General features: G+C 58.2%; 23 protein-coding genes. 9 read left to right on the top strand and 14 right to left on the bottom strand.

The annotated features are described in order from the left end of the window. Positions 1–20: 20 nt before the first annotated feature. From I9188_RS11425 to I9188_RS11395, 7 genes are all read right to left on the bottom strand, one after another. Positions 21–1,196: an acetyl-CoA C-acetyltransferase gene (locus tag I9188_RS11425; protein WP_209506585.1), complete on the bottom strand. Its 1,176-nt coding sequence runs from the start codon at positions 1,194–1,196 to the stop codon at positions 21–23. A gap of 190 nt (positions 1,197–1,386) precedes the next feature. After that, positions 1,387–2,220: an EAL domain-containing protein gene (locus I9188_RS11420; protein WP_209506583.1), complete on the bottom strand. Its 834-nt coding sequence runs from the start codon at positions 2,218–2,220 to the stop codon at positions 1,387–1,389. Between the two features lie 103 nt (positions 2,221–2,323). After that, positions 2,324–2,512: a hypothetical protein gene (locus I9188_RS11415; RefSeq protein ID WP_209506581.1), complete on the bottom strand. Its 189-nt coding sequence runs from the start codon at positions 2,510–2,512 to the stop codon at positions 2,324–2,326. Between the two features lie 91 nt (positions 2,513–2,603). Beyond that, positions 2,604–3,575: a sterol desaturase family protein gene (locus I9188_RS11410; RefSeq protein WP_209506579.1), complete on the bottom strand. Its 972-nt coding sequence runs from the start codon at positions 3,573–3,575 to the stop codon at positions 2,604–2,606. Further along, the gene (locus tag I9188_RS11405) at positions 3,572–3,958 is read right to left on the bottom strand and encodes a hypothetical protein (RefSeq protein ID WP_209506576.1); all 387 of its coding nucleotides are present in this window, start codon (positions 3,956–3,958) and stop codon (positions 3,572–3,574) included. Before I9188_RS11405 ends, I9188_RS11410 begins: the two co-directional genes overlap by 4 nt. A gap of 42 nt (positions 3,959–4,000) precedes the next feature. Then, complete coding sequence (locus I9188_RS11400; protein WP_209506574.1) at positions 4,001–4,153, bottom strand: hypothetical protein; 153 nt, start codon at positions 4,151–4,153, stop codon at positions 4,001–4,003. A 109-nt stretch (positions 4,154–4,262) separates the two neighbouring features. Next, complete coding sequence (locus I9188_RS11395; RefSeq protein WP_209506573.1) at positions 4,263–4,829, bottom strand: TlpA disulfide reductase family protein; 567 nt, start codon at positions 4,827–4,829, stop codon at positions 4,263–4,265. A 21-nt stretch (positions 4,830–4,850) separates the two neighbouring features. Here I9188_RS11395 and argH point away from each other — a divergent pair, with 21 nt between their 5' ends. From argH to I9188_RS11375, 4 genes are all read left to right on the top strand, one after another. Beyond that, on the top strand, positions 4,851–6,239 hold the full coding sequence (argH, locus tag I9188_RS11390) for an argininosuccinate lyase (RefSeq protein WP_209506571.1): 1,389 nt from the start codon (positions 4,851–4,853) through the stop codon (positions 6,237–6,239). After that, positions 6,236–6,436, top strand: a complete 201-nt coding sequence (locus tag I9188_RS11385) for an argininosuccinate lyase (RefSeq protein ID WP_209506568.1) — start codon at positions 6,236–6,238, stop codon at positions 6,434–6,436. Before argH ends, I9188_RS11385 begins: the two co-directional genes overlap by 4 nt. Positions 6,437–6,740: 304 nt before the next feature. Further along, entirely contained in the window at positions 6,741–8,006 is a 1,266-nt protein-coding gene (lysA, locus tag I9188_RS11380; protein ID WP_209506566.1) for a diaminopimelate decarboxylase, read from the top strand. A gap of 36 nt (positions 8,007–8,042) precedes the next feature. Continuing rightward, positions 8,043–10,583 carry a TIGR02302 family protein gene (locus tag I9188_RS11375; protein ID WP_348540334.1) on the top strand — a complete coding sequence of 847 codons (2,541 nt, stop codon included), beginning with the start codon at positions 8,043–8,045 and terminating at the stop codon, positions 10,581–10,583. A gap of 3 nt (positions 10,584–10,586) precedes the next feature. On the opposite strand, the gene I9188_RS11370 is transcribed toward I9188_RS11375, so the two are convergent. Beyond that, positions 10,587–11,309 (bottom strand): zinc-ribbon domain-containing protein, encoded by a 723-nt coding sequence (locus I9188_RS11370; protein ID WP_209506564.1) that lies wholly within the window; start codon positions 11,307–11,309, stop codon positions 10,587–10,589. A 182-nt stretch (positions 11,310–11,491) separates the two neighbouring features. Between I9188_RS11370 and I9188_RS11365 the strand changes: the two genes are divergently transcribed. From I9188_RS11365 to I9188_RS11350, 4 genes are read left to right on the top strand one after another with little or no spacing between them, the layout of a single operon-like run. Further along, positions 11,492–12,169, top strand: a complete 678-nt coding sequence (locus I9188_RS11365; RefSeq protein ID WP_209506709.1) for an ATP-binding cassette domain-containing protein — start codon at positions 11,492–11,494, stop codon at positions 12,167–12,169. Further along, positions 12,166–13,065, top strand: coding sequence for an FtsX-like permease family protein (locus I9188_RS11360; RefSeq protein ID WP_209506562.1), 900 nt, complete (start codon positions 12,166–12,168; stop codon positions 13,063–13,065). The genes I9188_RS11365 and I9188_RS11360 overlap by 4 nt, the downstream gene beginning before the upstream one ends. Further along, positions 13,065–13,805, top strand: coding sequence for a lysophospholipid acyltransferase family protein (locus I9188_RS11355; RefSeq protein ID WP_209506560.1), 741 nt, complete (start codon positions 13,065–13,067; stop codon positions 13,803–13,805). The genes I9188_RS11360 and I9188_RS11355 overlap by 1 nt, the downstream gene beginning before the upstream one ends. Further along, positions 13,792–14,397, top strand: a complete 606-nt coding sequence (locus I9188_RS11350) for a pyridoxamine 5'-phosphate oxidase family protein (protein ID WP_209506558.1) — start codon at positions 13,792–13,794, stop codon at positions 14,395–14,397. The genes I9188_RS11355 and I9188_RS11350 overlap by 14 nt, the downstream gene beginning before the upstream one ends. 19 nt (positions 14,398–14,416) lie before the next feature. On the opposite strand, the gene I9188_RS11345 is transcribed toward I9188_RS11350, so the two are convergent. After that, complete coding sequence (locus I9188_RS11345) at positions 14,417–15,010, bottom strand: NAD(P)H-dependent oxidoreductase (RefSeq protein WP_209506555.1); 594 nt, start codon at positions 15,008–15,010, stop codon at positions 14,417–14,419. 102 nt (positions 15,011–15,112) lie between these two features. Between I9188_RS11345 and I9188_RS11340 the strand changes: the two genes are divergently transcribed. Beyond that, positions 15,113–15,691: a TetR/AcrR family transcriptional regulator gene (locus I9188_RS11340; protein WP_209506553.1), complete on the top strand. Its 579-nt coding sequence runs from the start codon at positions 15,113–15,115 to the stop codon at positions 15,689–15,691. A gap of 21 nt (positions 15,692–15,712) precedes the next feature. On the opposite strand, the gene lpdA is transcribed toward I9188_RS11340, so the two are convergent. The 5 genes from lpdA to I9188_RS11315 form a co-directional block, all read right to left on the bottom strand. Beyond that, positions 15,713–17,101, bottom strand: coding sequence for a dihydrolipoyl dehydrogenase (gene lpdA / locus I9188_RS11335; RefSeq protein ID WP_209506551.1), 1,389 nt, complete (start codon positions 17,099–17,101; stop codon positions 15,713–15,715). A gap of 72 nt (positions 17,102–17,173) precedes the next feature. Continuing rightward, complete coding sequence (locus I9188_RS11330) at positions 17,174–17,443, bottom strand: hypothetical protein (protein WP_209506549.1); 270 nt, start codon at positions 17,441–17,443, stop codon at positions 17,174–17,176. A gap of 2 nt (positions 17,444–17,445) precedes the next feature. Further along, on the bottom strand, positions 17,446–18,948 hold the full coding sequence (odhB, locus tag I9188_RS11325; protein WP_209506547.1) for a 2-oxoglutarate dehydrogenase complex dihydrolipoyllysine-residue succinyltransferase: 1,503 nt from the start codon (positions 18,946–18,948) through the stop codon (positions 17,446–17,448). A gap of 3 nt (positions 18,949–18,951) precedes the next feature. After that, positions 18,952–21,909: a 2-oxoglutarate dehydrogenase E1 component gene (locus I9188_RS11320; RefSeq protein ID WP_209506545.1), complete on the bottom strand. Its 2,958-nt coding sequence runs from the start codon at positions 21,907–21,909 to the stop codon at positions 18,952–18,954. Next, positions 21,906–22,448 carry a DUF805 domain-containing protein gene (locus I9188_RS11315; RefSeq protein WP_209506543.1) on the bottom strand — a complete coding sequence of 181 codons (543 nt, stop codon included), beginning with the start codon at positions 22,446–22,448 and terminating at the stop codon, positions 21,906–21,908. Before I9188_RS11315 ends, I9188_RS11320 begins: the two co-directional genes overlap by 4 nt. Positions 22,449–22,452: the final 4 nt, after the last annotated feature.

The raw sequence follows: 22,452 nt of genomic DNA, 5'->3' as shown, positions 1-22,452 counted from the left end.
CTATTTCGTTATTGGCGCACTTAGTCGCGCTCCACACACAGGGCGACACCCATGCCGCCGCCGATGCACAGAGTGGCCAGACCTTTCTTTGCATCGCGGCGCTTCATTTCGAACAGCAGAGTGTTCAGAACGCGGCAACCTGATGCACCGATCGGGTGGCCGATGGCAATTGCGCCACCGTTCACGTTCACAATCGACGGGTCCCAGCCCATGTCCTTGTTCACTGCGCAGGCTTGCGCAGCAAAGGCTTCGTTGGCTTCAACCAGGTCCAGATCGTCGACGGACCAACCCGCTTTTTCCAATGCCTTGCGCGAAGCGTAGATCGGGCCAACGCCCATGATCGACGGGTCCAGTCCAGCAGTTGCGTAGGACGCGATGCGCGCCAAAGGTTCGATTCCGCGCTTTTCTGCGTTTTGCGCCGACATCAGCAGGGTTGCGGCCGCGCCGTCGTTCAGGCCCGAAGCGTTTGCAGCTGTGACCGATCCGTCCTTGGTGAAGGCGGGGCGCAGCTTTGCCATGGCTTCCATTGTAGCGCCGTGGCGGATGTATTCGTCCTTGTCCATCACGATGTCGCCCTTGCGGGTCTTGATGGTGAAGGGCACGATTTCGTCGACAAATTTGCCAGCTTTTTGCGCCGCCTCGGCCTTGTTCTGGGAAGCGACAGCGAATTCATCCTGCATGTCGCGGCTGATCTGCCATTTCTCGGCAACATTTTCCGCCGTCTGACCCATGTGGTAGCCGTTGAAGGCATCCCACAGACCATCGCGGATCATGGTGTCGATGTATTTCATATCACCCATCTTGTGACCGGCGCGCAGGGCAGCTGCGTGGGGCGACAGGGTCATGTTCTCTTGACCGCCAGCGGCGACGATTTCGGCATCGCCCAGTTGGATGTGCTGAGCGCCCAATGCGACCGCACGCAGGCCCGAGCCGCAAACCTGGTTGATGCCCCAGGCGGCACTTTCCTGCGGCAAACCGGCGTTGATATGCGCCTGCCGAGCCGGGTTTTGGCCCTGAGCCGCTGTCAGCACCTGACCCAAGATGGTTTCGCTGACTTCGCCTTTTTCAATCCCGGCGCGCTCGACAACTGCTTCCAGGACGGCCGCGCCCAGATCATGTGCGGGGGTGTTCGCAAACGAACCACTAAAGCTGCCAACACCTGTTCGTGCGGCGGATGCGATTACTACGTTGGTCATATGATCAGTCCTTTACCGTCATTGTCTGGCGGAATGGCTGACGGCGCAGGCCGAGAGTTTCCCTCTCGAAACAAGAGCGCCCCGTTATCCCCCGCTCAAGTACTTCTGCAATAGCGTAATGCTGCAGTTGCAGCAACGGGCAGCTTGTCTCAGCATAGGAACTGGCGAAAAAATGTCGATCAACCACAGATCAACTTGCTGTTTTTGAACTTCTTTCCTGCTTCCACGGGGGTGAAACACTGGGCGCACCAAACAAAAAGCCCTGCATGCAATCCACGCCACTCGAACGTAAAAATGCTGCATCCTTGTGAGTTTCGACCGATTCGGCAGTGACCAGGATTTCAAACTCACGCGCCACTGCGATCAGGGCCCGCACCAAAGCCTGGTTGTCGGGGCTGTCGCTGATGCCCCTGATAAACTGTCCATCGATCTTGGCGGCGTCGAACAGAAATTCTCGAAAGTGGCGGAAACTGAAGTTGCTGGCACCAAGGTCGTCTAGCGCAAAGGCGATGCCGCGATCCTGAAGGCGGTCCATGAAGTCGACCACCAATTCAGGCACCTGCATGGCAGAGCTTTCGGAAATTTCGAGGATCAGCCGTTCGCCCAGCTGCGGGTCCCGTTTCAGAAACCGGTCCAGTATTCCGGACCAGTTGGAATAACCGATCGAGCGGGCGGACATGTTGATCGACAGGCGGATCTGGGGGTTCTTCACTAACGTGCGCAGACCAAGTTCCAACGCGACGCAATCGAGATCACGTCCGATCGGAGTGTTTTCAACCTGTGGCATGAACTCGCGCGCCGGGATAACGCGCCCTGTTTCATCCAATACACGAATGAAGCCTTCGTAAAACGCGATGTCATGCGGCGGGTGCGCCTGAACAACCGGCTGAAAGGCCAACCGACATTGCTTGTGCTTCACAGCATCGGTTGCCATCTGCACCACCGAACGATCCCGCGTTGACACCGCTGCATTCAAAGGGGTGTCCAATCCTTCGGGAAGATTGGCGAGCTTTTTGTTTCCCATAGGCGTAGATTCCCGTGTGTCCGGAACAGGTGTTTTGACACAGTTTCGGGGCAAACAGATGAATCTGCGGTTAAAGCGTCAGAAGAAGTTGCTAATCGTGGTTTCAGCGCGCGGAATGTCCGGCACGGACAAGTGATGCCGCGGCTCCAAGAAGGGCTCCTGTCGCACCCAGAATCATCAGGGCAAAACCCAATGCGACCAGTGCACCAACAAAGCTGCCAAGCGCAGCAAGCATGGCCAGCAACAGGCCAAACAACCCGACGAAGGTTGAAATGGTTGCCAAACGTTTCATGCCGCCCCTCGCTCAGTTATGCGCCACATTTAATCACCGATATGGCGTGCAACGATCGGAGTTCAAGTCTGGGCGGGGCCTGTTGGCTGTGTCAGGCCTGTTCTGCCTGTCCTTTGGGCAGGATCTTGTCGACCTGCTCAAAACCGGGCGTTCCCCGGTCCTCGGGGTGGCGAGCCAGGTGCTTGGCTTTTATCTGTTCCGAGTTGTCGCGGCTGCCGTCGTGGCTGTACCCTGGAGGTGCGAAACAATAGGCCAGACGTTGCCGCAGTGTCAGGCCGGGCTGCGTGGCGTCGTGCCAGATGCCGACCCACTCGTGAAACGCAACGCGCAAAGGGTTGAAGGTACCGATATTGTGAACCAGCCCGTAATCGACCCGGTCGTTTTCCTGTTCAGGCACAAATGTCCCGAACATCTTGTCCCAGATGATGAAAACTCCGGCGTAATTGCAATCCAGATACCGTGCGTTCCGGCCGTGATGCGCGCGATGATGGCTGGGGGTATTCATGACCGCCTCAAACCATCGGGGCATCTTGCCGATGGCCTCGGTGTGAATCCAGAACTGATAGATCAGGTTCAATCCGCCAACGAACAGAACCATAGCCGGATGGAAACCCAGCAGTATCAGCGGCGCGCGAACGACCATCATGAACGTAAAGGTATAGGTCCAAGTCTGCCGCAGAGCTGTGGTCAGATTGTAGTGCTGCGAGCTGTGGTGGTTGACATGGCTGGCCCAGACCCAGCGAATGCGATGTCCAAAACGGTGTACCCAGTAATAGCGAAGATCATCTAGGACAAAGCACAGAATGATAACGGGAATTGATGTACCCAAATCCAACGGTGTGATCTGCCACAGCCACATGAAAAACGCATAGGCGATAAAGCCCAGCAAAAAGCCCGACGCGATGTTTCCGGCCCCCATGATCAGCGAGGTCACAGCATCGCGTGTTTCATACCGCCCGCCTTTGCCCTTGACTGCGATCCACAGGAATTCTGCCAGTATGGCAGCGATGAAAAAAGGAACGGCCCATTGCACCGCATCGGGAAAACTTACCTGGTCTGTCATGCGGGCCTCATCATGTGTTGCCAGTGCTGGCGCTCTGTCTGGTCAAGGTGAAGGGTCGCGCGCGGTGTGCTGAAGTCGTGAAACCGAACTTCGATGCCATTGGCGGTCTCGAACCAGTCGAAATCCTGAAGATGCCGCGCTACTGTATCGGCCCCGAAGGACCAGATCAGTCCGGCCCCGTTCTGGGTTCGCACCAGTGCCGCGTGGCCGTCATGGGCGATTGTCACGTCGATCACCGTGTCATCGGGAAAATGCCGCATCCATTGGCGTGGCGCAGTGTCCGGCGTCAGCACGTGCAACCGCGACTTGCCCGTCAGATGCAGCAACAGCGTAATCCCGGCTATGCCCCCAACGACCAGCACCAATAGAATTTCCAGCGGCATTCCATCCTCCTGAGCGCAGAGTGCAAAGGAGGATGGAAACTGTCAAAGGTGGCGTCGCGTCAGTTGTGTTCCAAAACCAAGGCTTTGACCGGAACCATTCGACAAGCGGGAATACTGGTCGGAGATCGTGTAGGTTACCGGATCTCCCTTGCCCTTCTTGCTTACATCCTTGGCAGTAGCAGCATCGGCGGCCATCTAGAAAACACCCGCCATCGCCGCAATTCCTGCAATTGGTTTCACCAAAATATCCTCCGGGTTGAATGCCCGGAGGATAGGATGATTCACTGATTTTAAAGCTATTTCATCAGCTTTCTGCGCCAACAAGCGTCGAGATAATCGCCTTGGCGCTGTCCGAATTCCATTCGGCGTCGCCGATCAAACGCGCGATTTCCTGACCTTCGGGATTCAGAATGACCGTGATGGGCAACGCAATTACGCCAAATTCGCGCGCGGCGGCCGAGCTGAGGTCCTGATGACGCGGCAGGTTGGATATGCCATTTTCTTCAAAGAACTTCTTGATCCCAGCTGGCGAGTTGCGGCCTGTGGCAAGAGTCAGAACCTGGAACTTGTCACCCCCGAACTCGTCCTGCAATTCGGCGATCTGCGGCATCTCTTTGCGGCAGGGGGCGCACCAGGTGGCCCAGAAGTTCAGCAGCACATACTTGCCCTCGTAATCAGCCAACGTGCCAACACCGCCGTCATCTTCCAGCTGAAACTCGATCTCTTTTGCGGGTTTGGGTTCTTTGTGCAGGATAAGACGTTTCAGGCTGTCTTCCCGCAGAGGAGCCAGCGTTTCGGCATCGGTCGCAAAAGCGGCGTTTGCACCCAGCGCAAGGGCCATATAAAGGGGGATCAAACGAAATAGGCGCATATCAACTCCGGATTTTCTTACATGACCGATCAATCCTCGAACCAGATGTGGGGCGGCCGCTTTGCCGCCGGTCCAGACGCGATCATGGAGGCGATCAACGCCTCGATCGGGTTCGATCAGCGGATGGCAGCCCAGGACATCGCAGGCTCGCGCGCCCATGCGGCCATGTTGGCTGCCACAGGCGTCATAAGTGATAGTGATGCGCAGGCCATTCGGGAAGGGCTGCTCACCGTTTTGTCAGAAATCCAGAGCGGCACGTTTCAGTTCTCAACAGCGTTGGAAGACATTCACATGAATGTCGAGGCGCGGCTGAAAGAGATCATTGGCGAGCCGGCAGGCCGTTTGCACACAGGGCGTTCGCGTAACGATCAGGTGGCGACGGATTTCAAACTGTGGGTCCGGGATCAGTTTGATGCGGCGGAGTCCGGTATTCTGGCCCTGATCCGCGCGCTTTTGGCGCAGGCCGAAGCAGGCGCCGATTGGGTCATGCCGGGCTTTACCCATCTGCAAACGGCGCAACCCGTAACTTGGGGCCATCATATGATGGCCTATGTCGAGATGTTTGGCCGCGACCTGTCCCGCGTCCGCGATGCGCGCGCGCGCATGAATGAATCCCCGCTGGGCGCCGCAGCGCTGGCCGGAACCTCGTTCCCCATCGACCGCCACATGACGGCACAGGCGCTGGGCTTTGACCGCCCCGCCGCCAACTCGCTGGATGCTGTCAGCGACCGCGACTTTGCATTGGAATTCCTGTCGACCGCGTCGATCTGCGCCGTGCACCTGTCGCGTTTTGCCGAAGAACTGGTGATCTGGTCTTCGGCCCAGTTCCGTTTCGTGTCCCTGTCCGACCGGTTTTCGACCGGCTCGTCGATCATGCCGCAGAAAAAGAACCCGGATGCGGCGGAACTGATCCGCGCCAAGGTTGGGCGCATCTATGGGGCCAATACCGCGTTGATGATGGTGATGAAGGGCCTGCCGCTGGCCTATTCAAAGGACATGCAGGAAGACAAGGAACAGGTCTTTGACGCCGCCGACAACTGGATGCTGGCTCTGGCGGCGATGGAAGGGATGGTCAAGGACATGACCGCCAATCGCGACAGCCTTGCTGCTGCTGCGGGTTCAGGTTTCTCGACTGCAACCGATCTAGCCGACTGGCTGGTGCGGGTGCTGGGCCTGCCGTTCCGGGATGCGCATCACGTCACCGGATCGCTGGTGGCCATGGCCGAGGGCAAGGGGTCTGACCTGCCCGATCTGACTCTGGACGAAATGCAATCGGTTCATGGTGAAATCTCGGGTGACGTCTACTCTGTCCTTGGCGTCGACAATTCGGTAAACTCGCGCCAGTCCTATGGCGGTACCGCCCCCGATCAGGTGCGGGCCCAGATCGAACGATGGAAGGCAATGGTATGACAACCGCGCTACGTGCGATCCTGATTACGGTTTCCGGCCTGGTGCTGGCCGGGTGCGGGGCTGATGGCGAGCCTGAGCAACCAATTGCCCCTCAGCCCACGGTCAGTGCAACAATCGGGGTTGGATCAAGCGGCGCGTATGTTGGCGGGGGTGTCGGCCTAAGCCGCGGACCGCTGGGCATTTATCTTGGATTCTGATCCTTTTGAATGTTGCGCCCTTGGTCCCGACACCTCATGTTGGGTCCACGTATCAATCACCTGTCACGCAAAGAAATGGTACTGAAATGAGAATACTGGGACTGGTTTCTGCACTTGCGGTTTTGGCAGCTTGTGAGCCTTCGTCAGCGCGACGCCCGGAACCTGCAGCTGAACCAAAGCAATCGGGCACCGGCATTTCAATCTCGGGCTACGGCCGCGTTGGTGTTTCAACACAAAATTAAACAAGGGCGAGGGGTTCGGAATCCATTGATCCGAAGTCCTCTTATGGTCTAAGCGCGCAGGCATGGATCACTTTTTGTACCGCGACGGCGCGCTTTTCGCCGAGGACGTCCCAGTCTCCGAAATCGCAGCCGCGGTCGGAACACCGTTCTACGTCTATTCCACGGCTACATTACTGCGGCATTTCAAACTGTTCGATGACGCGTTGGACGGCACCGATCATCTGGTCTGCTACGCGATGAAAGCGGCCAGCAATCAGGCGATCCTGAAGACACTGGCGCAAGCGGGTGCGGGGATGGACGTGGTCTCGGGCGGAGAATATCTGCGGGCGAAGGCGGCTGGTGTTCCCGGTGACAAGATCGTGTTCTCAGGCGTTGGGAAAACAGCGGACGAGATACGCATGGCGCTGAGCGGTGGCATTCGCCAGTTCAATGTCGAATCCGAGCCCGAGATGGAAGTGATCAACGCCATCGCGCTTGAGCTTGGCGTGATCGCGCCGATCACCGTCAGGGTAAACCCGGATGTTGATGCCAGGACGCACGCCAAGATTGCCACGGGCAAGTCCGAGAACAAGTTTGGCATTCCGATTGCCCGTGCCTCGGAAGTTTACGCCCACGCCGCCAGCCTTCCGGGGTTGGAGGTGATCGGTATCGACGTTCATATTGGCTCGCAACTAACCGAACTTGAACCGTATGAGCTGGCCTACAAAAAGGTGGCCGAGCTGACCGAGCGTCTCCGCTCTGAAGGTCACAACATTCGGCGTCTCGATCTGGGTGGCGGTCTGGGCATTCCTTACACCCGGTCGAACAACGCACCCCCCTTGCCGATTGAATATGGTGCGCTGGTCAAGAGAACATTGGGCCATCTGGGCTGTGAGATCGAAATTGAGCCGGGCCGCCTGATCGCGGGCAACGCCGGGATTATGGTCAGCAAGGTCATCTATGTGAAATCAGGCGAAGGTCGCGACTTTTTGATCCTTGATGGGGCGATGAACGACCTGATCCGCCCCGCAATGTACGAAGCTTACCACGATATCGTTGCAGTGCAGGAGCCTGTCGCCGGTGTGGAACAGCGCCCTTATGACATTGTCGGTCCGGTCTGCGAATCCGGGGATACCTTTGCCAAGCAGCGCAATATGCCGCCGTTGAGATCGGGTGATCTTGTCGCATTTCGCAGCGCGGGTGCGTACGGTGCGGTGATGTCCAGCGAATACAATACCCGCCCGTTGATCCCCGAAGTTCTGGTGAATGGTGATCAATTTGCAGTCATTCGTGAACGGCCAAGCTTTGACGAAATCATAAACCGCGATACCATACCATCGTGGCTTTGACGCGATAACCGCGCGGGCCCACCTCGGAGGCCCGTCTTGACCAACAGAACGAACCTGCCCATTCCGCGCCTGTCCCTGTGGCTAACCCATCTCGGCATGGTGGCTGAACAGGTGCTGCGCGCGTTCTGGCCTGCGTTCTCGATTGTTCTGGCTTTGCTCGCCGCTCTGATTCTGGGGTTGCAGGATCATCTGCCCGTTGAAATCGTCTGGGGTGCTGGTGCGCTGTCGTTGATTTCTTTTGGTGTGGCATCCGTCCGGGGTGTCACGAAATTCAAACTGCCATCCCGCGCTGATGCGCTGGCGCGGCTGGATGAGGCTCTGCCTGGCCGGCCGATTCAGGCTTTGCTGGATGAGCAGGCAATCGGTGCCAATGATGGGGACTCGGTTGCTTTGTGGCAGGCGCACAAGGAACGCATGGCACAGCGTGCGGCCACTGCTGAGGCCGTGAAACCTGATCTTCGGCTTGCGTCGCGCGACCCGTATGCGCTGCGGTATGCCGCTCTGTTGGCATTTGTTGTGGCGCTGATCTTTGGTTCATTGTGGCGCGTAGGTTCAGTGGCGGACATGGCCCCGGGCACAGCCGTCGCTGGACAGGGCCCAACTTGGGAAGGATGGGTGGAACCCCCCAGATACACAGGTTTACCGACCTTATATCTTGCTGATCAGACGGGCGCGCTTTCTGTTCCCAAGGGCAGTCGCATCACCTTGCGACTTTATGGTGAAGTTGGCGCACACAGTCTGTCCGAGAGCAGTTCTGCTAGCGGAACCGAGGCGGCAACAGACCCGGAACAGGAGTTTGTCGCCGAACGCTCGGGTCAGTTTCGCATCGATGGACCGGCGGGGCGGGAGTGGTCGGTGCAGGTCATTGATGACGTGGCTCCGAAGATCGAAGTTTCCGGTACCGCAGAGTCTGAAGCGGGCGGGCAGATGAAGCTGCCATTTTCCGCCAGCGACGATTACGGAGTGGTCTCGGGTCTGGCCCGGATCGAGCTGGATCTGGCGGCGATTGACCGTCGGTACGGACTGGCGGCCGAGCCAGAGCCGCGCGAGGTGATCGAAATCGAGTTACCTATGCCGATCACCGGTGACAGGGCGGACTTTACCGAAGACCTGATCGAGGATTTCTCGCAGCATCCGTGGGCGCATCTGCCGGTCAGAATAACCTTGATGGCGACGGATGCAGCGGATCAGCAAACGTCTTCGGATCCCTATGCGACAGCATTGCCAGCACGGCGCTTCTTTGATCCGCTGGCGGCAGCCGTGATTGAACAGAGGCGCGATCTGCTTTGGTCGCGATCAAATGCACCTCGTGTCTCGCAGGTCCTGAGGGCTGTGTCGCACCGCCCCGAGGATTTGTTTCGCTCTGACACAGCCTATCTGCGCTTGCGGGTTGTGCTGCGGCGATTGGAAACGTTTCACCGATACGGGTTGAAGCCCAAACAACAGGAAGAGATTGCGCAGGCCCTGTGGGACCTTGCCGTGCTGATCGAGGACGGGACGCTGGCGGATGCATTGGAACGGATGCGCCGCGCGCAGGAACGTCTGACCGAAGCGATGAAGAACGGGGCCAGCGATGAAGAAATAGCCGAACTGATGCAGGAGTTGCGCGAGGCGACGCAAGATTACCTTCAGCAACTACAACGCCTTGCACAGCAAGATGGCGAAGACGGCGAGCGTCAGCCCGGCCAGAATGGTGAATCTTTGCAAATGACGCAGGATGACCTGCAGCGCATGATGGACCGCATTCAGGAACTGATGGAACAAGGCCGCATGGCCGAAGCCCAGCAGGCGTTGGAAGAATTCCAGCAGATGATGGAGAACATGCGTGTAACTCAGGGTCAGGGCCAAGGGCAGCAATCCGAAGGCCAGCAGGCCATGGAAGGTCTCGCCGAAACCCTGCGCGAACAGCAGGGCCTTAGCGATCAGGCCTTTCGTGATTTGCAGGAACAGTTCAACCCAGGCGCGCAATCAGGTGAAAGCCAAGGGAACGAAGGCCGCAACGGCGGGCAAGGTCGGGGGCAAAGCCACGAAGGTCAGGGCGGTCAGGGCGAAGGCTCGGATCAGGCTGGCGAAGGCCAGCAGGGTCAAGGCTCACTTGCGGATCGGCAGCAAGCGCTGAGAAATGAACTGAGCCGCCAGCAACAGGGATTGCCCGGTGCCGGCACGCCCGAAGGTGACGCCGCGCGCGAGGCGTTGGATCGGGCCGGGCGCGCCATGGACGAGGCCGAGCAAGCCCTGCGTGGCGATGATCTCGCCGAAGCTATCGACCGCCAGTCCGAAGCGATGGAAGCTCTGCGCGAAGGGATGCGGTCGCTGGGTGAAGCCATGGCGCAGGAACAGCAGAACCAACCGGGGCAGGGAACGCAGGACGGCGATATGCAGGCCAACAACCGCGATCCGCTGGGCCGAAACCCAGGCGCTGCGGGTTCGATTTCAACCGATGAAAACCTGTTGCAGGGCGAAGACGTTTATCGCCGTGCGCGCGAGTTGCTGGATGAAATCCGCCGCCGGACCGGTGAAACAGACCGTCCCCAGATCGAGCTGGAATACCTCAAGCGGTTGCTGGAACGGTTCTAGCCCTCAGTTCTGCGCACCGGACCCTGCCTGAGTTTCGAGCCAGATTCGCGCCTGATCCACCAGCGACACATATGAGCTGAGCAGCGGATCGGCCTGCGGTACAGCCTCGCTGATCTGGCGGGCATTCCCGTAAATCAGGTACAGAACCACGCCGATGATCAGCATCAGCGCAAAACCGCGCAAGAACCCACCGGACTTGCGGGGTGCTTGCGCCTCATCTTCTGCCGGGTCGGAGCGCATGCTCGAGTTGATGGCATCGACATCCGGCAGTGCATCCTTTTGCCCGGCATCTACAGCGGTTTCCGAAGTTGCAGGGCGTTTGGGCCTGACCTTTGGCTCTGGCGGGGCTTCCAGGCCCAGATCGGGCTGGCTTTCCAGACCACCGCCTTCCTGCGCACGCAACTCCGCTTCTCGTGCGGCTTCTTCTTTCAGGATGCTGGCAACTGATGGGGCGACATTTCCTGTGGATGCCGCAGGTTTTTCAACCTCTGGCGCTGTTTTTTCTGCGGGCTCGGCGTCCTTCTGGGCCTCGACCTCGGTGTCCGATGTATCTGCCTCAACAGGCTTGTCCTCGGGCGCGTTCGGTTCATCCGTCTGCTCGGATGGATGCTTGGCCTGAAACCAAGTCTGATCGCAGTTCGAACACTGCACGTCGCGGCCTTCCTCGGGGATGACCTCGTCAGGAACTTCGTACTGCGCAGTGCAATTCGGACATGTAAGACGCATACTGCCTCCTCGGCCGGATGAAGGGCCGATAATAGTTTTTTCAGGGATGATATTCCGTTAAGACCCAACAGCAAAGGGCGTTTTCGGTTTCATAGGTCAAGTGTCACCAATTGGACTCGGTAGAGCCATTGAAACCGTCGCCCTGCTCGGGCAAGAAGAGCGGCAAAATATTGGGGGCACGTGTGATCGAGCTGGAAAATGTCAGCTATACCTACGGTGGCGGCGAGTTGCTGAGCGATGTCTCGGTTCAACTACAGCCGGGGTCGTTCCACTTTCTGACCGGTCCGTCAGGAGCGGGAAAGACGACATTGCTCAAGCTGTGTTACGGGGCACTGTTACCAACCTCTGGACGTCTTAGCGTATTTGATCAAGATATCTCGGCCCTTGATCGGGATCAGCTGGCCGTGCTCCGCCGACGCGTCGGCGTTGTTCATCAGGATTGCCAGTTCCTTGACCATATGACGCTTGCCGAGAATGTCGCCTTGCCACTGATGGTCTCCGGGCGCGGGGAATCGTCTGGGCAAGACAATTTGACCGAACTGCTCAGCTGGGTGGGGCTTGGTGCACGTCTCGAAGCGCGGCCACCGGAATTATCCGGCGGTGAACGTCAACGGGCGGCTCTGGCGCGCGCTGTCATCCTGTCGCCTGATGTCATATTGGCGGATGAACCCACCGGCAATGTAGATTGGGAGATGTCGCAACGTTTGTTGCACCTGCTGGTTGAGCTGAACCGTATGGGAAAGACCGTTCTGATTGCCACCCATGACCTGAGCCTGATCCGCGCGGCAAAAAGTCATGTTCAGGCACGTGTTTTGCGGATTTCGCAGCGAAAGCTGCATCTGGCGGGGGCAGACCTGTGACTGGGGCTGATATCCGAAACCTGCTGCGCGGCGATACCCGTGCTGACCGTGTTGTTCCGCCAACCGGCTACACCGCGCATCTGACGCTGTTTGTCGCTGGTGCTATGGCATTTCTTGCTGTTTTTGCTTTGGCTTTGTCCCTCGCCGCTGGCCGCATCGCGGATCGGTGGGCCTCGGAACTGGCGGGCGCTGCAACCTTGCGCATCAACGCACCGGCCGAGCAGCTTGCTGCCCAGACAGAAGCGGCATTGACCGTCCTCAGCCAGACACCCGGTGTCTCGTCTGCCCGTGCGCTTAGCGCAGATGAACAAGCCGCGTTGCTGGCACCATGGTTCGGGCCGGACCTGCCGTTGGATACTTTGCCAATCCCGCAGCTGATCGAGATCATCGAGGGCGAACCGGGACTGGATGCGCTCGGGCTGCGATTGCGATTGGGGGCCGAGGTACCCGGCGCGGTTCTGGATGATCATACGCGATGGCGCGAACCGCTGGTCGATGCTGCGATGTCCCTGCGTCGTTTGGGGTGGATATCAATCCTGCTGATCGGTGGCGCGACCGCTGCGATGATTACTCTTGCGGCCAACGCATCGCTTGCGGCCAATGCGCAGATTATCGAGGTCCTGCGATTGGTTGGCGCACAGGATGGTTTCATCGCTGGTGCTTTTGTACGGCGGTTTACCTATCGCGCGTTTTTCGGCGCCTCGGTTGGGACCCTGCTGGGAATGACAGGTGTCTTGCTTTTGCCCGAAGCTTCGGACGCGGGCGGGTTTCTGACCGGAGTTGGATTTCAGGGCAAAGACTGGGTATTGCCGGTTCTTATCCCCGTCCTTGGGGCAGCCGTTGCCTTTGTTGCCACATGGGCCGCGGCCCGACGCAAGTTGAAGGAGCTTTCCTGATGTTGATGGCAATTCAGTGGGTTCGTTCCCTCATCTTCATGATTGTGATCTATGCCTGGATGCTGATCCTTGGTATCGCGTTTCTACCTTATGCGCTGTTTTCCAAAAACGGTGCCCTGAAAGCGTGCAAAACCTACGCCAAAAGCACCATGTGGCTGGCCCGGTGGATGGTTGGTATCCGCTGCGAGGTGCGGGGCAATGCCCCAACGAATGAAGTGGTCATAGGGGCTAAACATCAGTCGTTCCTTGATATCATCATGATTTTTGATGCCATTCCTCACGGCAAATTTATCATGAAGCGCGAGCTATTGTTCACACCCGTCATTGGCATGTATGCACGACGCCTTGGTTGTATCCCGGTTAATCGCGGCAAACGCGGTGCGGCTGTGGCAAAAATGGTCAAGGACGTCTCAAAAGAGTTTTCCGAACCTGGACAGCTGGTGATCTATCCGCAGGGCACGCGTGTGGCGCCTGGTGCAAAGAAACCCTACAAGGTTGGTACAGCGATCCTGTATGAAGGCCTCGGTTTTCCATGCGTTCCGGTTGCGACGAATGCTGGCGTGTTCTGGCCCCGTACAGGCGTGATGCGTAAACCCGGCCTTGCCATTGTAGATTTTCTGGAGCCGATCAAACCGGGTGTAGCCCGCGATGAGTTCCTCGCGCGGTTGGAGGAAGTGATCGAAACACGTTCGAACGAATTGATGCGCGAAGTGGGGTTTGATCCTGATGGAATTCATTGAAAAAGTAGAAGATCTCGAGGCGTTGTACGGAACGCCGGGTGCTGCTTCTTTGCGGAAGGTCGTTCGACATTTAACTCCGCTCTATCGCAAGTGGATTGAAGCGGCGCGCCTTTGTGTTCTCAGTACAGTTGGTCCCGAGGGGGTGGACGGAAGCCCCCGTGGGGACGACGGTGCTGTTGTGCGCGAATTGAACACAAAAACGCTGGCGTTGCCTGACTGGCGGGGAAACAACCGCCTGGACAGCTTGCGCAACATCGTTCGGGACCCGCGCGTTTCGCTGATGTTCTTTGTGCCGGGCTCTGAGAATGTCGTTCGGGTGAACGGAACGGCCCGATTGACCGCAGACGCGGCATTGCGCAACCAGTTCGAAAAGGCTGGCAAGGTTCCGGCGACGGTTATCGTTGTGCAGATTGACGAGATTTACAGCCAGTGCGCGCGTGCACTGATGCGCGCCCGCACTTGGACTTGTGGCGACGAAAGCAAGGACCTTCCGACGATTGGGCAGCTTTTGTCCGAGGCGTCAGAAGGTGAAGAGGGCGGCGCGCAGTATGACAAAGACTGGGCTGCACGCGCCGCCAAAACAATGTGGTAGGTAACGGACGGCTGTTCAGTCAAGCTGCGGCGGCTCCGATTCTGGACACTTTTTTGATCCAGCGCTCGACGCTGCCCGGTTTGGGATAGCTTGCGCCTGCAAAATAAGTGAACCGCGTTGGTTTGAAGCCAACAAACCCGAGGATCTGGCCCCGAACCTGTCGAATAAGCGCTTGCCTGTACATCAGGCGCATGAACCAGCCCGGCGTGTCAGAGGTCAGGATAACGCGCGCGGTGCGTCCGGTCAGCATCGGGGCTGGCAGGCCAGCCATCGTGGTGTTGCGGGTGTCGAATGTCCGCCCCGGTATGAACATCCGGTCAATCAATCCCTTGAGTTTTGCAGGCAGCCCGCCCCACCACATAGGTGTGGTCAGGACCAGATGGTCGCTCCATTCGAAGTCCTGCAACACGTGTTCCAGAACCGGTTCAAGCGGCTTGAAGTCGTGATAGTTGCCCTGACCGAAATCAAAATCGAACTGTAGGTCGCTCAGATGGACTATCCGGACGTCATGTCCGTTTTTGCGGGCTGCCTCGCCATAGGTTTCTGCGAATGTGCGTGACAAGCTGCTTTCTGCCGGGTGTCCATCGAGGATAAGAATTTTCTTAGGGTGCATTGTAGTTCTCCTGAAAATGACCGTGGTCAGTTTATAGAATCAAAAAATGACCACGGTCAATATAAAATTTGACCACGGTCAAAAACTGTGCGATTGAGCGGTATGCGAAAACCGATCCAGAAACGTACGATCAAGACCCGCGCCAAGCTTCTCTCAGCTGCGGAAGAGGTTATCCGACATGGCGGATATGAAGCATTGCGGGTGGAAGAAGTTGTAAAGGCCGCGGGAGTTGCCAAGGGGACCTTCTTCGCGCATTTCCGCGACAAGGACGCACTGATGGAAATCCTGATCGCGGACAAGCTGAATGCCTGTCTGGATCAGGCCCAATCCGAAACTCCACCCAAAACGGTACCAGAGATCATCGCATCGCTGGAACCGGTCCACGAATTCATGACATCCGAACGGTACGTGTTCGATCTGTTGATCAGATACTCGGGGGCAACGGCCATCGCAGATATTGGGCCGATTGCCTATTGTTTTGAACGATATTTTCGGGTCGTGATGATGTGGCTTGAAACCGCAGAGATGCGCAAGGATGTACCGTCCGAGTTGTTGGCAGAAGGCGTGCAGGCCTTTGCCATTCAGGCCATGTCCTTACAGTATTGTGCGTTGCACTCAGCAACAACGTTCACAGACAGGCTGGAAACATATCTGGATGCGTGGTTGACCCCGGCAGGCTGATCGCCACCGGGGTCCGGGATGTTAGCTGTGGATCGGGCCGTCGCCGCAGGCCAGGGCAGCCTCGCGCACCGCTTCGGAATAGGTCGGATGTGCGTGGCAGGTGAGCGCCAGATCCTCGGCAGAAGCACCGAATTCCATTGCCACACAGACCTCATGGATCAGATCACCCGCGCCGGGGCCGATGATATGGGCACCCAGAATGCGATCGGTTTCCTTGTCGGCCAGAATCTTGACGAACCCGTCTGCCGCAAAATTCGCCTTGGCGCGGCCATTACCCATGAACATGAACTTGCCGACCTTATAGGCACGACCCTGTTCTTTGAGCGTCGCTTCGGTTTCACCGACATTGGCAACTTCGGGCCATGTATAGATCACGCCCGGAATCACGCCATAATTCACATGACCGTGCTTTCCTGCAACCTGCTCGGCGGCGGCCATGCCTTCGTCTTCGGCCTTGTGTGCCAGCATCGGGCCTTCGGTCACGTCGCCGATGGCGTAGATGCCCGGTACGTTGGTCTGCCAGTCCTTGCCCACCTTGATCTGGCCGCGCGGGGTCATCTCGACGCCCAAAGCGTCCAATCCCAGACCATCCGAATAGGGTTTCCGCCCGGTGGCCACCAGCACGGTATCGGCGTCGATCACATGTTCACTGTCGTCTTTGAGCAGCTTGTAGGTAACTTTGGCCTTGGTCTTGGTCGCTTCGGTTTTCTGCACCGCCGCGCCCATGACAAAGGTCAGGCCCTGTTTCTTGAGAATGCGCTGGAAGGTTTTTTGCACCTCGGGGTCCATGCCCGGCGTGATCTCCTTGAGGAACTCGATCACGGTAACTTCAGCGCCCAGGCGGCTGTATACCGATCCCAGTTCCAGCCCGATCACACCCGCGCCGATCACCACCATTTTCTTCGGGATCTTGCCCAGAGACAGAGCACCGGTTGAGGTCACAACCACCTTCTCATCCACTTCGACACCGGGCAGCGAGGACGGTTCGGAGCCTGACGCAATGATGATGTTCTTGGTTTCATGGATTTCATCGCCGACCTGAACTTTGCCGGCCGCAGGGATCGAGCCCCAGCCTTTCAGCCAGTCGATCTTGTTCTTCTTGAACAAAAACTCGATGCCCTTGGTGTTGCCCTCGATCACCTCATCTTTATAGGCCTGCATCTGTTTCCAATCGACCGAAGGCGCTTTGCCCTTCAGGCCCATCTTGGCAAAGTTATGCTCGGCCTCGTGCAGTTGGTGGCTGGCATGCAGCAGCGCCTTCGAGGGGATGCAGCCCACGTTAAGACAAGTGCCACCCAGTGTTTCGCGCCCTTCGACCACGGCGGTTTTCAAACCCAGTTGAGCGCAGCGGATCGCGCAGACGTAGCCGCCGGGTCCGGCGCCGATTACGATGACGTCATAATTTGCCATTACATTCTCCTAAATCGACCGGACGTTCCGGCGCTTCCCCGACCCGATTTGGTGGGCCGGAAATAGACTTTGTCAAACAGGTTCCAGCATCTTGATCGAGATATGCGCGATACCGCCGCGTTCGTGATGCATCGCCAACTCCTCGGATCCGAAAAATGCCTTGGCCTTTTCCAGGTTGATCACCTCGAACATCGCGATCGCATGGTCTTTCTGATCGGGATCGCGCCAGACATGCAGGTCGCGGATACCCGCGGCCTTGCGCATTGGCATATCCTCGCGGAACACCTTCAGCCAGGCGTCGAAATCGGCCACATCGGCCTGCCAGAGTACATGTGTCGCCATGGTTACAGATCCATCAGCAGGCGGCGCGGGTCTTCCAGCGCCTCTTTCACACGAACCAGGAAGGTCACGGCACCTTTGCCGTCAACAATGCGGTGGTCATAGGACAGGGCCAGATACATCATCGGGCGGATCTTGATCTCGCCATTGATGACCATCGGACGGTCCTGGATCTTGTGCATGCCCAGAATGCCCGACTGCGGGGGGTTCAGGATCGGCGAGGACATCAACGAGCCGTAAACACCACCGTTCGAGATCGTGAAGGTGCCACCCTGCATCTCAGCCATGCTCAACTTGCCGTCACGGGCGCGCTTGCCCTTTTCGGCGATGGCTTTTTCGATCGCGGCAAAGGACATGCTGTCGGCGTCGCGGATCACCGGAACCACCAGACCCTGCGGCGTACCGGCCGCCACGCCCATATGCACGAAATTCTTATAGACGATGTCATTGCCATCGATCTCGGCATTTACCTCGGGCACTTCTTTCAGGGCGTGGCAGCAGGCTTTGGTGAAGAAGGACATGAAGCCAAGACGCACGCCATGCTTCTTCTCGAACTGGTCTTTGTACTGATTGCGCAGGGCCATGACCTCGGTCATGTCCACTTCGTTGTAGGTGGTCAGGATCGCAGCGGTGTTTTGTGCGTCCTTAAGACGTTTGGCAATGGTTTGGCGCAAGCGGGTCATCCGCACGCGTTCTTCGCGGGCCTCGTCCTCGGCGGCCACCGGGGCGCGTGGGGCTTGCGCCGCAGGGGCGGGCGCAGGTGCCGGGGCCGAAACTGCTGCGACGGCTTTGGACACGTCTTCCTTCATGATGCGACCGTCGCGGCCTGTTCCGGTGACCTGATCAGCTGACAGTCCGGCTTCGGCCATTGCCTTCTGGGCGGACGGCGCGTTTGCGATGTCTTTTCCTGTGCTGGTTGCTGCGGGCGCAGCCGCTGCTGCCTGGGCCGGCGCGGCTGCTGCACCAGCGGCTGCTCCGGAGATGACAGCCAGCTTGGCAGCCGCATCCACGGTCGATCCTTCTGGAGCAACGATTTCCGCAAGAACACCCGAAGTTGGCGCAGGAACTTCAACTGAGACTTTATCGGTTTCCAATTCGCACAGCATCTCGTCCTGCGCGACGTTGTCGCCAACCTTCTTGAACCAGGTCGCAACGGTTGCTTCCGTCACAGACTCACCAAGTGTCGGCACCATCACGTCAACCGACCCGGCCGATGCGGCAGGTGCCGCTGCCGAAGCTGCGGCTGCCGCCGGGGCAGGGGCCGCGCCTTCTCCAGCCGCAATCGTTGCCAGCAAGGCATCAACACCGACGGTTTCGCCTTCGGCTGCCACGATTTCACCCATTACACCCGCTGCCGGCGAAGGAACCTCGACGGTGACCTTGTCTGTCTCCAGCTCACACAGCATCTCATCCATGGCGACCGCATCACCGGGCTTTTTGAACCAGGTTGCAACTGTGGCTTCGGTGACCGATTCGCCAAGCGTGGGAACACGAACTTCAATCGTCATCGCTTACTTTCCTTCAATGCTCAGCGCTTCGTTTACCAGCGCTTCTTGTTGGGCTTTGTGTTGGCTGGCCAGCCCCGTTGCGGGCGAGGCCGATGTGGCGCGACCGGCATAGGTCGGGCGAGTGTGTTTTGCATCGATACGGGAGAGGACCCATTCGATGTTGGGTTCGATAAAGGTCCACGCACCCTGGTTCTTGGGCTCTTCCTGACACCAGACCATCTCGGCATTCTTGAACCGTTCGAGCTCGTTGATCAGTGAATGTGCCGGGAACGGATAGAATTGTTCGATCCGCATCAGGTAGATGTCGTCGATGCCACGCGCATCGCGTTCCTCCAGCAGGTCGAAGTAGACTTTGCCGGAACACATGACGACGCGCTTGATCTTGTCATCGGCCACCAGCTTGGTGTCAGAGTTGCCCTTCTGCGCGTCATCCCACAGCACCCGGTGGAAGCTGGACCCAGTGGTGAAGTCATCCGCCGTGCTGACGGCCAGCTTATGACGCAGCAGTGACTTCGGTGTCACCAGGATCAGTGGCTTCCGGAAGGTCCGGTGCAACTGACGGCGCAGGATGTGGAAATAGTTCGCCGGTGTCGTACAATTCGCCACGATCCAGTTGTCCTGACCGCACATTTGCAGGAACCGTTCCAGACGCGCTGACGAGTGTTCCGGGCCTTGCCCTTCGAACCCGTGTGGCAGCAATGTGACCAGACCGGACATCCGCAGCCACTTGCTTTCACCCGAGCTGATGAACTGGTCGAACATGATCTGCGCACCGTTGGCAAAGTCGCCGAACTGCGCCTCCCACAGAACCAGAGCGTTAGGTTCTGCCAGCGAATAGCCGTATTCGAAACCCAGCACAGCGTATTCGGACAGCATCGAGTCGATAACATCGTATTGGGATTGCCCGGCACGGATGTTGTTAAGCGGGTAATACCGTTCTTCGGTTTCCTGATGAACAAACCCAGAGTGACGCTGGCTGAACGTGCCCCGCGTTGCATCCTGCCCGGCCAGACGCACGGGATATCCTTCGGTCAGCAACGATCCAAACGCCAGTGCCTCACCCGTGGCCCAGTCAAAACCTGCACCGGTCTCGAACATCTGCTTCTTATGTTCCAGCAACCGCCCAACGGTTTTGTGCATTGCGAAATCGTCAGGAGCTTTGGTCAGTGCGGCTCCGATTTCCGCCAGTGTCTCTGCCGAGATCGCTGTTTCACCCCGGACATAATCGTCCTTGTTCTTGTCAAGATGCGACCAGCGCCCATCCAGCCAGTCGGCCTTGTTGGGTTTGTAGTCTTTCCCGGCCTCGAACTCGTCGTTCAGGTGGGCCTGAAAGGCGGCCTTCATATCTTCGATCTCACCCTCGGGGATCAGCCCGTCCTTGACCAGCCGCTCGGTATACAAGGAAAGCGTTGTCTTATGGGTCTTGATCTTCTTGTACATGATCGGGTTGGTGAACATGGGCTCATCGCCCTCGTTATGGCCAAACCGGCGATAGCAGAAGATGTCCAGAACCACGTCTTTATGGAACTTCTGGCGGAACTCGGTCGCCACCTTCGCGGCGTGAACTACCGCCTCGGGGTCGTCACCGTTCACATGGAAGATCGGGGCCTCGACCATCAGCGCGATATCGGTGGGATAGGGGCTTGAGCGGCTGAAATGCGGCGCGGTTGTGAACCCGATCTGGTTGTTCACCACAATATGCATGGTGCCTCCGGTTCTGTGCCCTTTCAGGCCGGACAGGCCAAAGCCCTCGGCCACAACACCCTGACCGGCAAAGGCCGCATCACCGTGCAGCAATATCGCCATGACCCTTGTGCGATCTGTATCGCCCAGTTGGTCCTGCTTGGCGCGGACCTTACCCAGAACCACCGGGTTTACCGCCTCAAGGTGAGAGGGGTTGGCAGTCAATGACAGGTGCACACTGTTGCCATCGAATTCGCGATCGCTGGAGGCGCCGAGGTGATATTTCACATCGCCAGAGCCATCCACGTCTTCGGGTTTAAAACTACCGCCCTGGAATTCGTTGAAAATCGCGCGATATGGCTTGCCCATCACATTGGCCAGAATGTTCAGGCGACCCCGGTGCGGCATCCCGATGACGATGTCACTGAGGCCAAGTGCACCGCCGCGCTTGATGATCTGTTCCATCGCCGGGATAAGCGCCTCGCCACCGTCCAGACCGAACCGCTTTGTGCCCATGTACTTGACGTGCAGGAACTTCTCAAAGCCCTCGGCCTCGACCATTTTGTTCAGGATCGCCTTGCGGCCTTCTTTGGTGAACGCTATTTCCTTGCCATAGCCCTCGATCCGCTCCTTCAGCCACGCGGCTTCCTCGGGGTTCGAGATATGCATGTATTGCAGCGCAAAAGTGCCGCAATATGTGCGTTTCACGATCTCAACGATCTGCCGCATCGAAGCGACCTGCAGACCCAGTACGTTGTCGATAAAGATCGGGCGATCCATGTCGGCATCGGTGAAGCCGTAAGTCTTCGGGTCCAGCTCAGGATGTGTGCTGGCGGTGCGCATGCCCAGCGGGTCCAGATCCGCGGCCAGATGGCCCCGGATGCGATAGGCCCGGATCAGCATCAGTGCCCGTAAACTGTCCAGCACCGCACGCTTGATCTGGTCATCGCTGACCTCGACCCCCTTGTCAGCCGCCTTGTCCTTGATCTTCTTGCCCGCCGCTTTGGCGTCAATCTCGGCCCATTCCCCGGTCAGAGCGCCCGTGAGGTCATCTGCAGGCATCGGCGGCCAGTCGGTACGCGCCCAGGACGGACCGTCGGCTTCGCGTTGAACATCGGGTGCGGCATCGCCCATGGCATCAAAGAACGCGCCCCATGCGGCATCCACCGCACCGGGGTTCTTTGTGTATTGCGCGTAAAGCTGCTCCAGATATTCGGCATTATGCCCCTGCATGAAGCTTGAGGCATGAAAGGCGGAATTGGGCGAATGTTCGGTCATTGGGCTACCTCTGTTGGGTTGGGACCGTATTGATTGGCGCCTGGCTGGCTGGGGCGTGTCAGCCACCATAGAACCAGGAGGGGCGACACGACCAGTACCAGAAGTGTCGGAAGAACGATGAGCAACGTGGCGCGGGTGAACAGGATATCCAGCCTGCCGCCATGCTGGAAATGAGAGGCCAGGCCGATACCGAAAACGAGCACGGCTCCGGCGCCAAGGATCAGCAGGATCGGCAGCAGAGAATACAGCCCGCTGCGACCAGTATCATGCATCCGCCGGAAAGCGACCGCCAAATGAGGAAAGAAGACAATCAGGCCGACTATGCCCTGCACCGGTTGCGAGGACGTGGCCGACACGGATTTCGAGGTTTCGGTTTCCGTCACCGCAACCTGCGTGAAGAACTGCCAATCGATGATCCCAGCGATGATGTTCCAGATCACGATGAACAGGAAGAAGAACCAGTATTCGGGGCGCGATGCGCGACCCGAAAAGGTGAAAAACTTGGAGAAGCAGGTGCGTATGGCGTCGGAGAAGGTCATGCGG

It is taken from the genome of Ruegeria sp. HKCCSA071 (genome assembly GCF_017872555.1).
Lineage (GTDB): Bacteria > Pseudomonadota > Alphaproteobacteria > Rhodobacterales > Rhodobacteraceae > Ruegeria.
The sequence above is the reverse complement of the archived record's forward strand: the minus strand, read 5'-3'. Positions and strand labels throughout refer to the sequence as shown.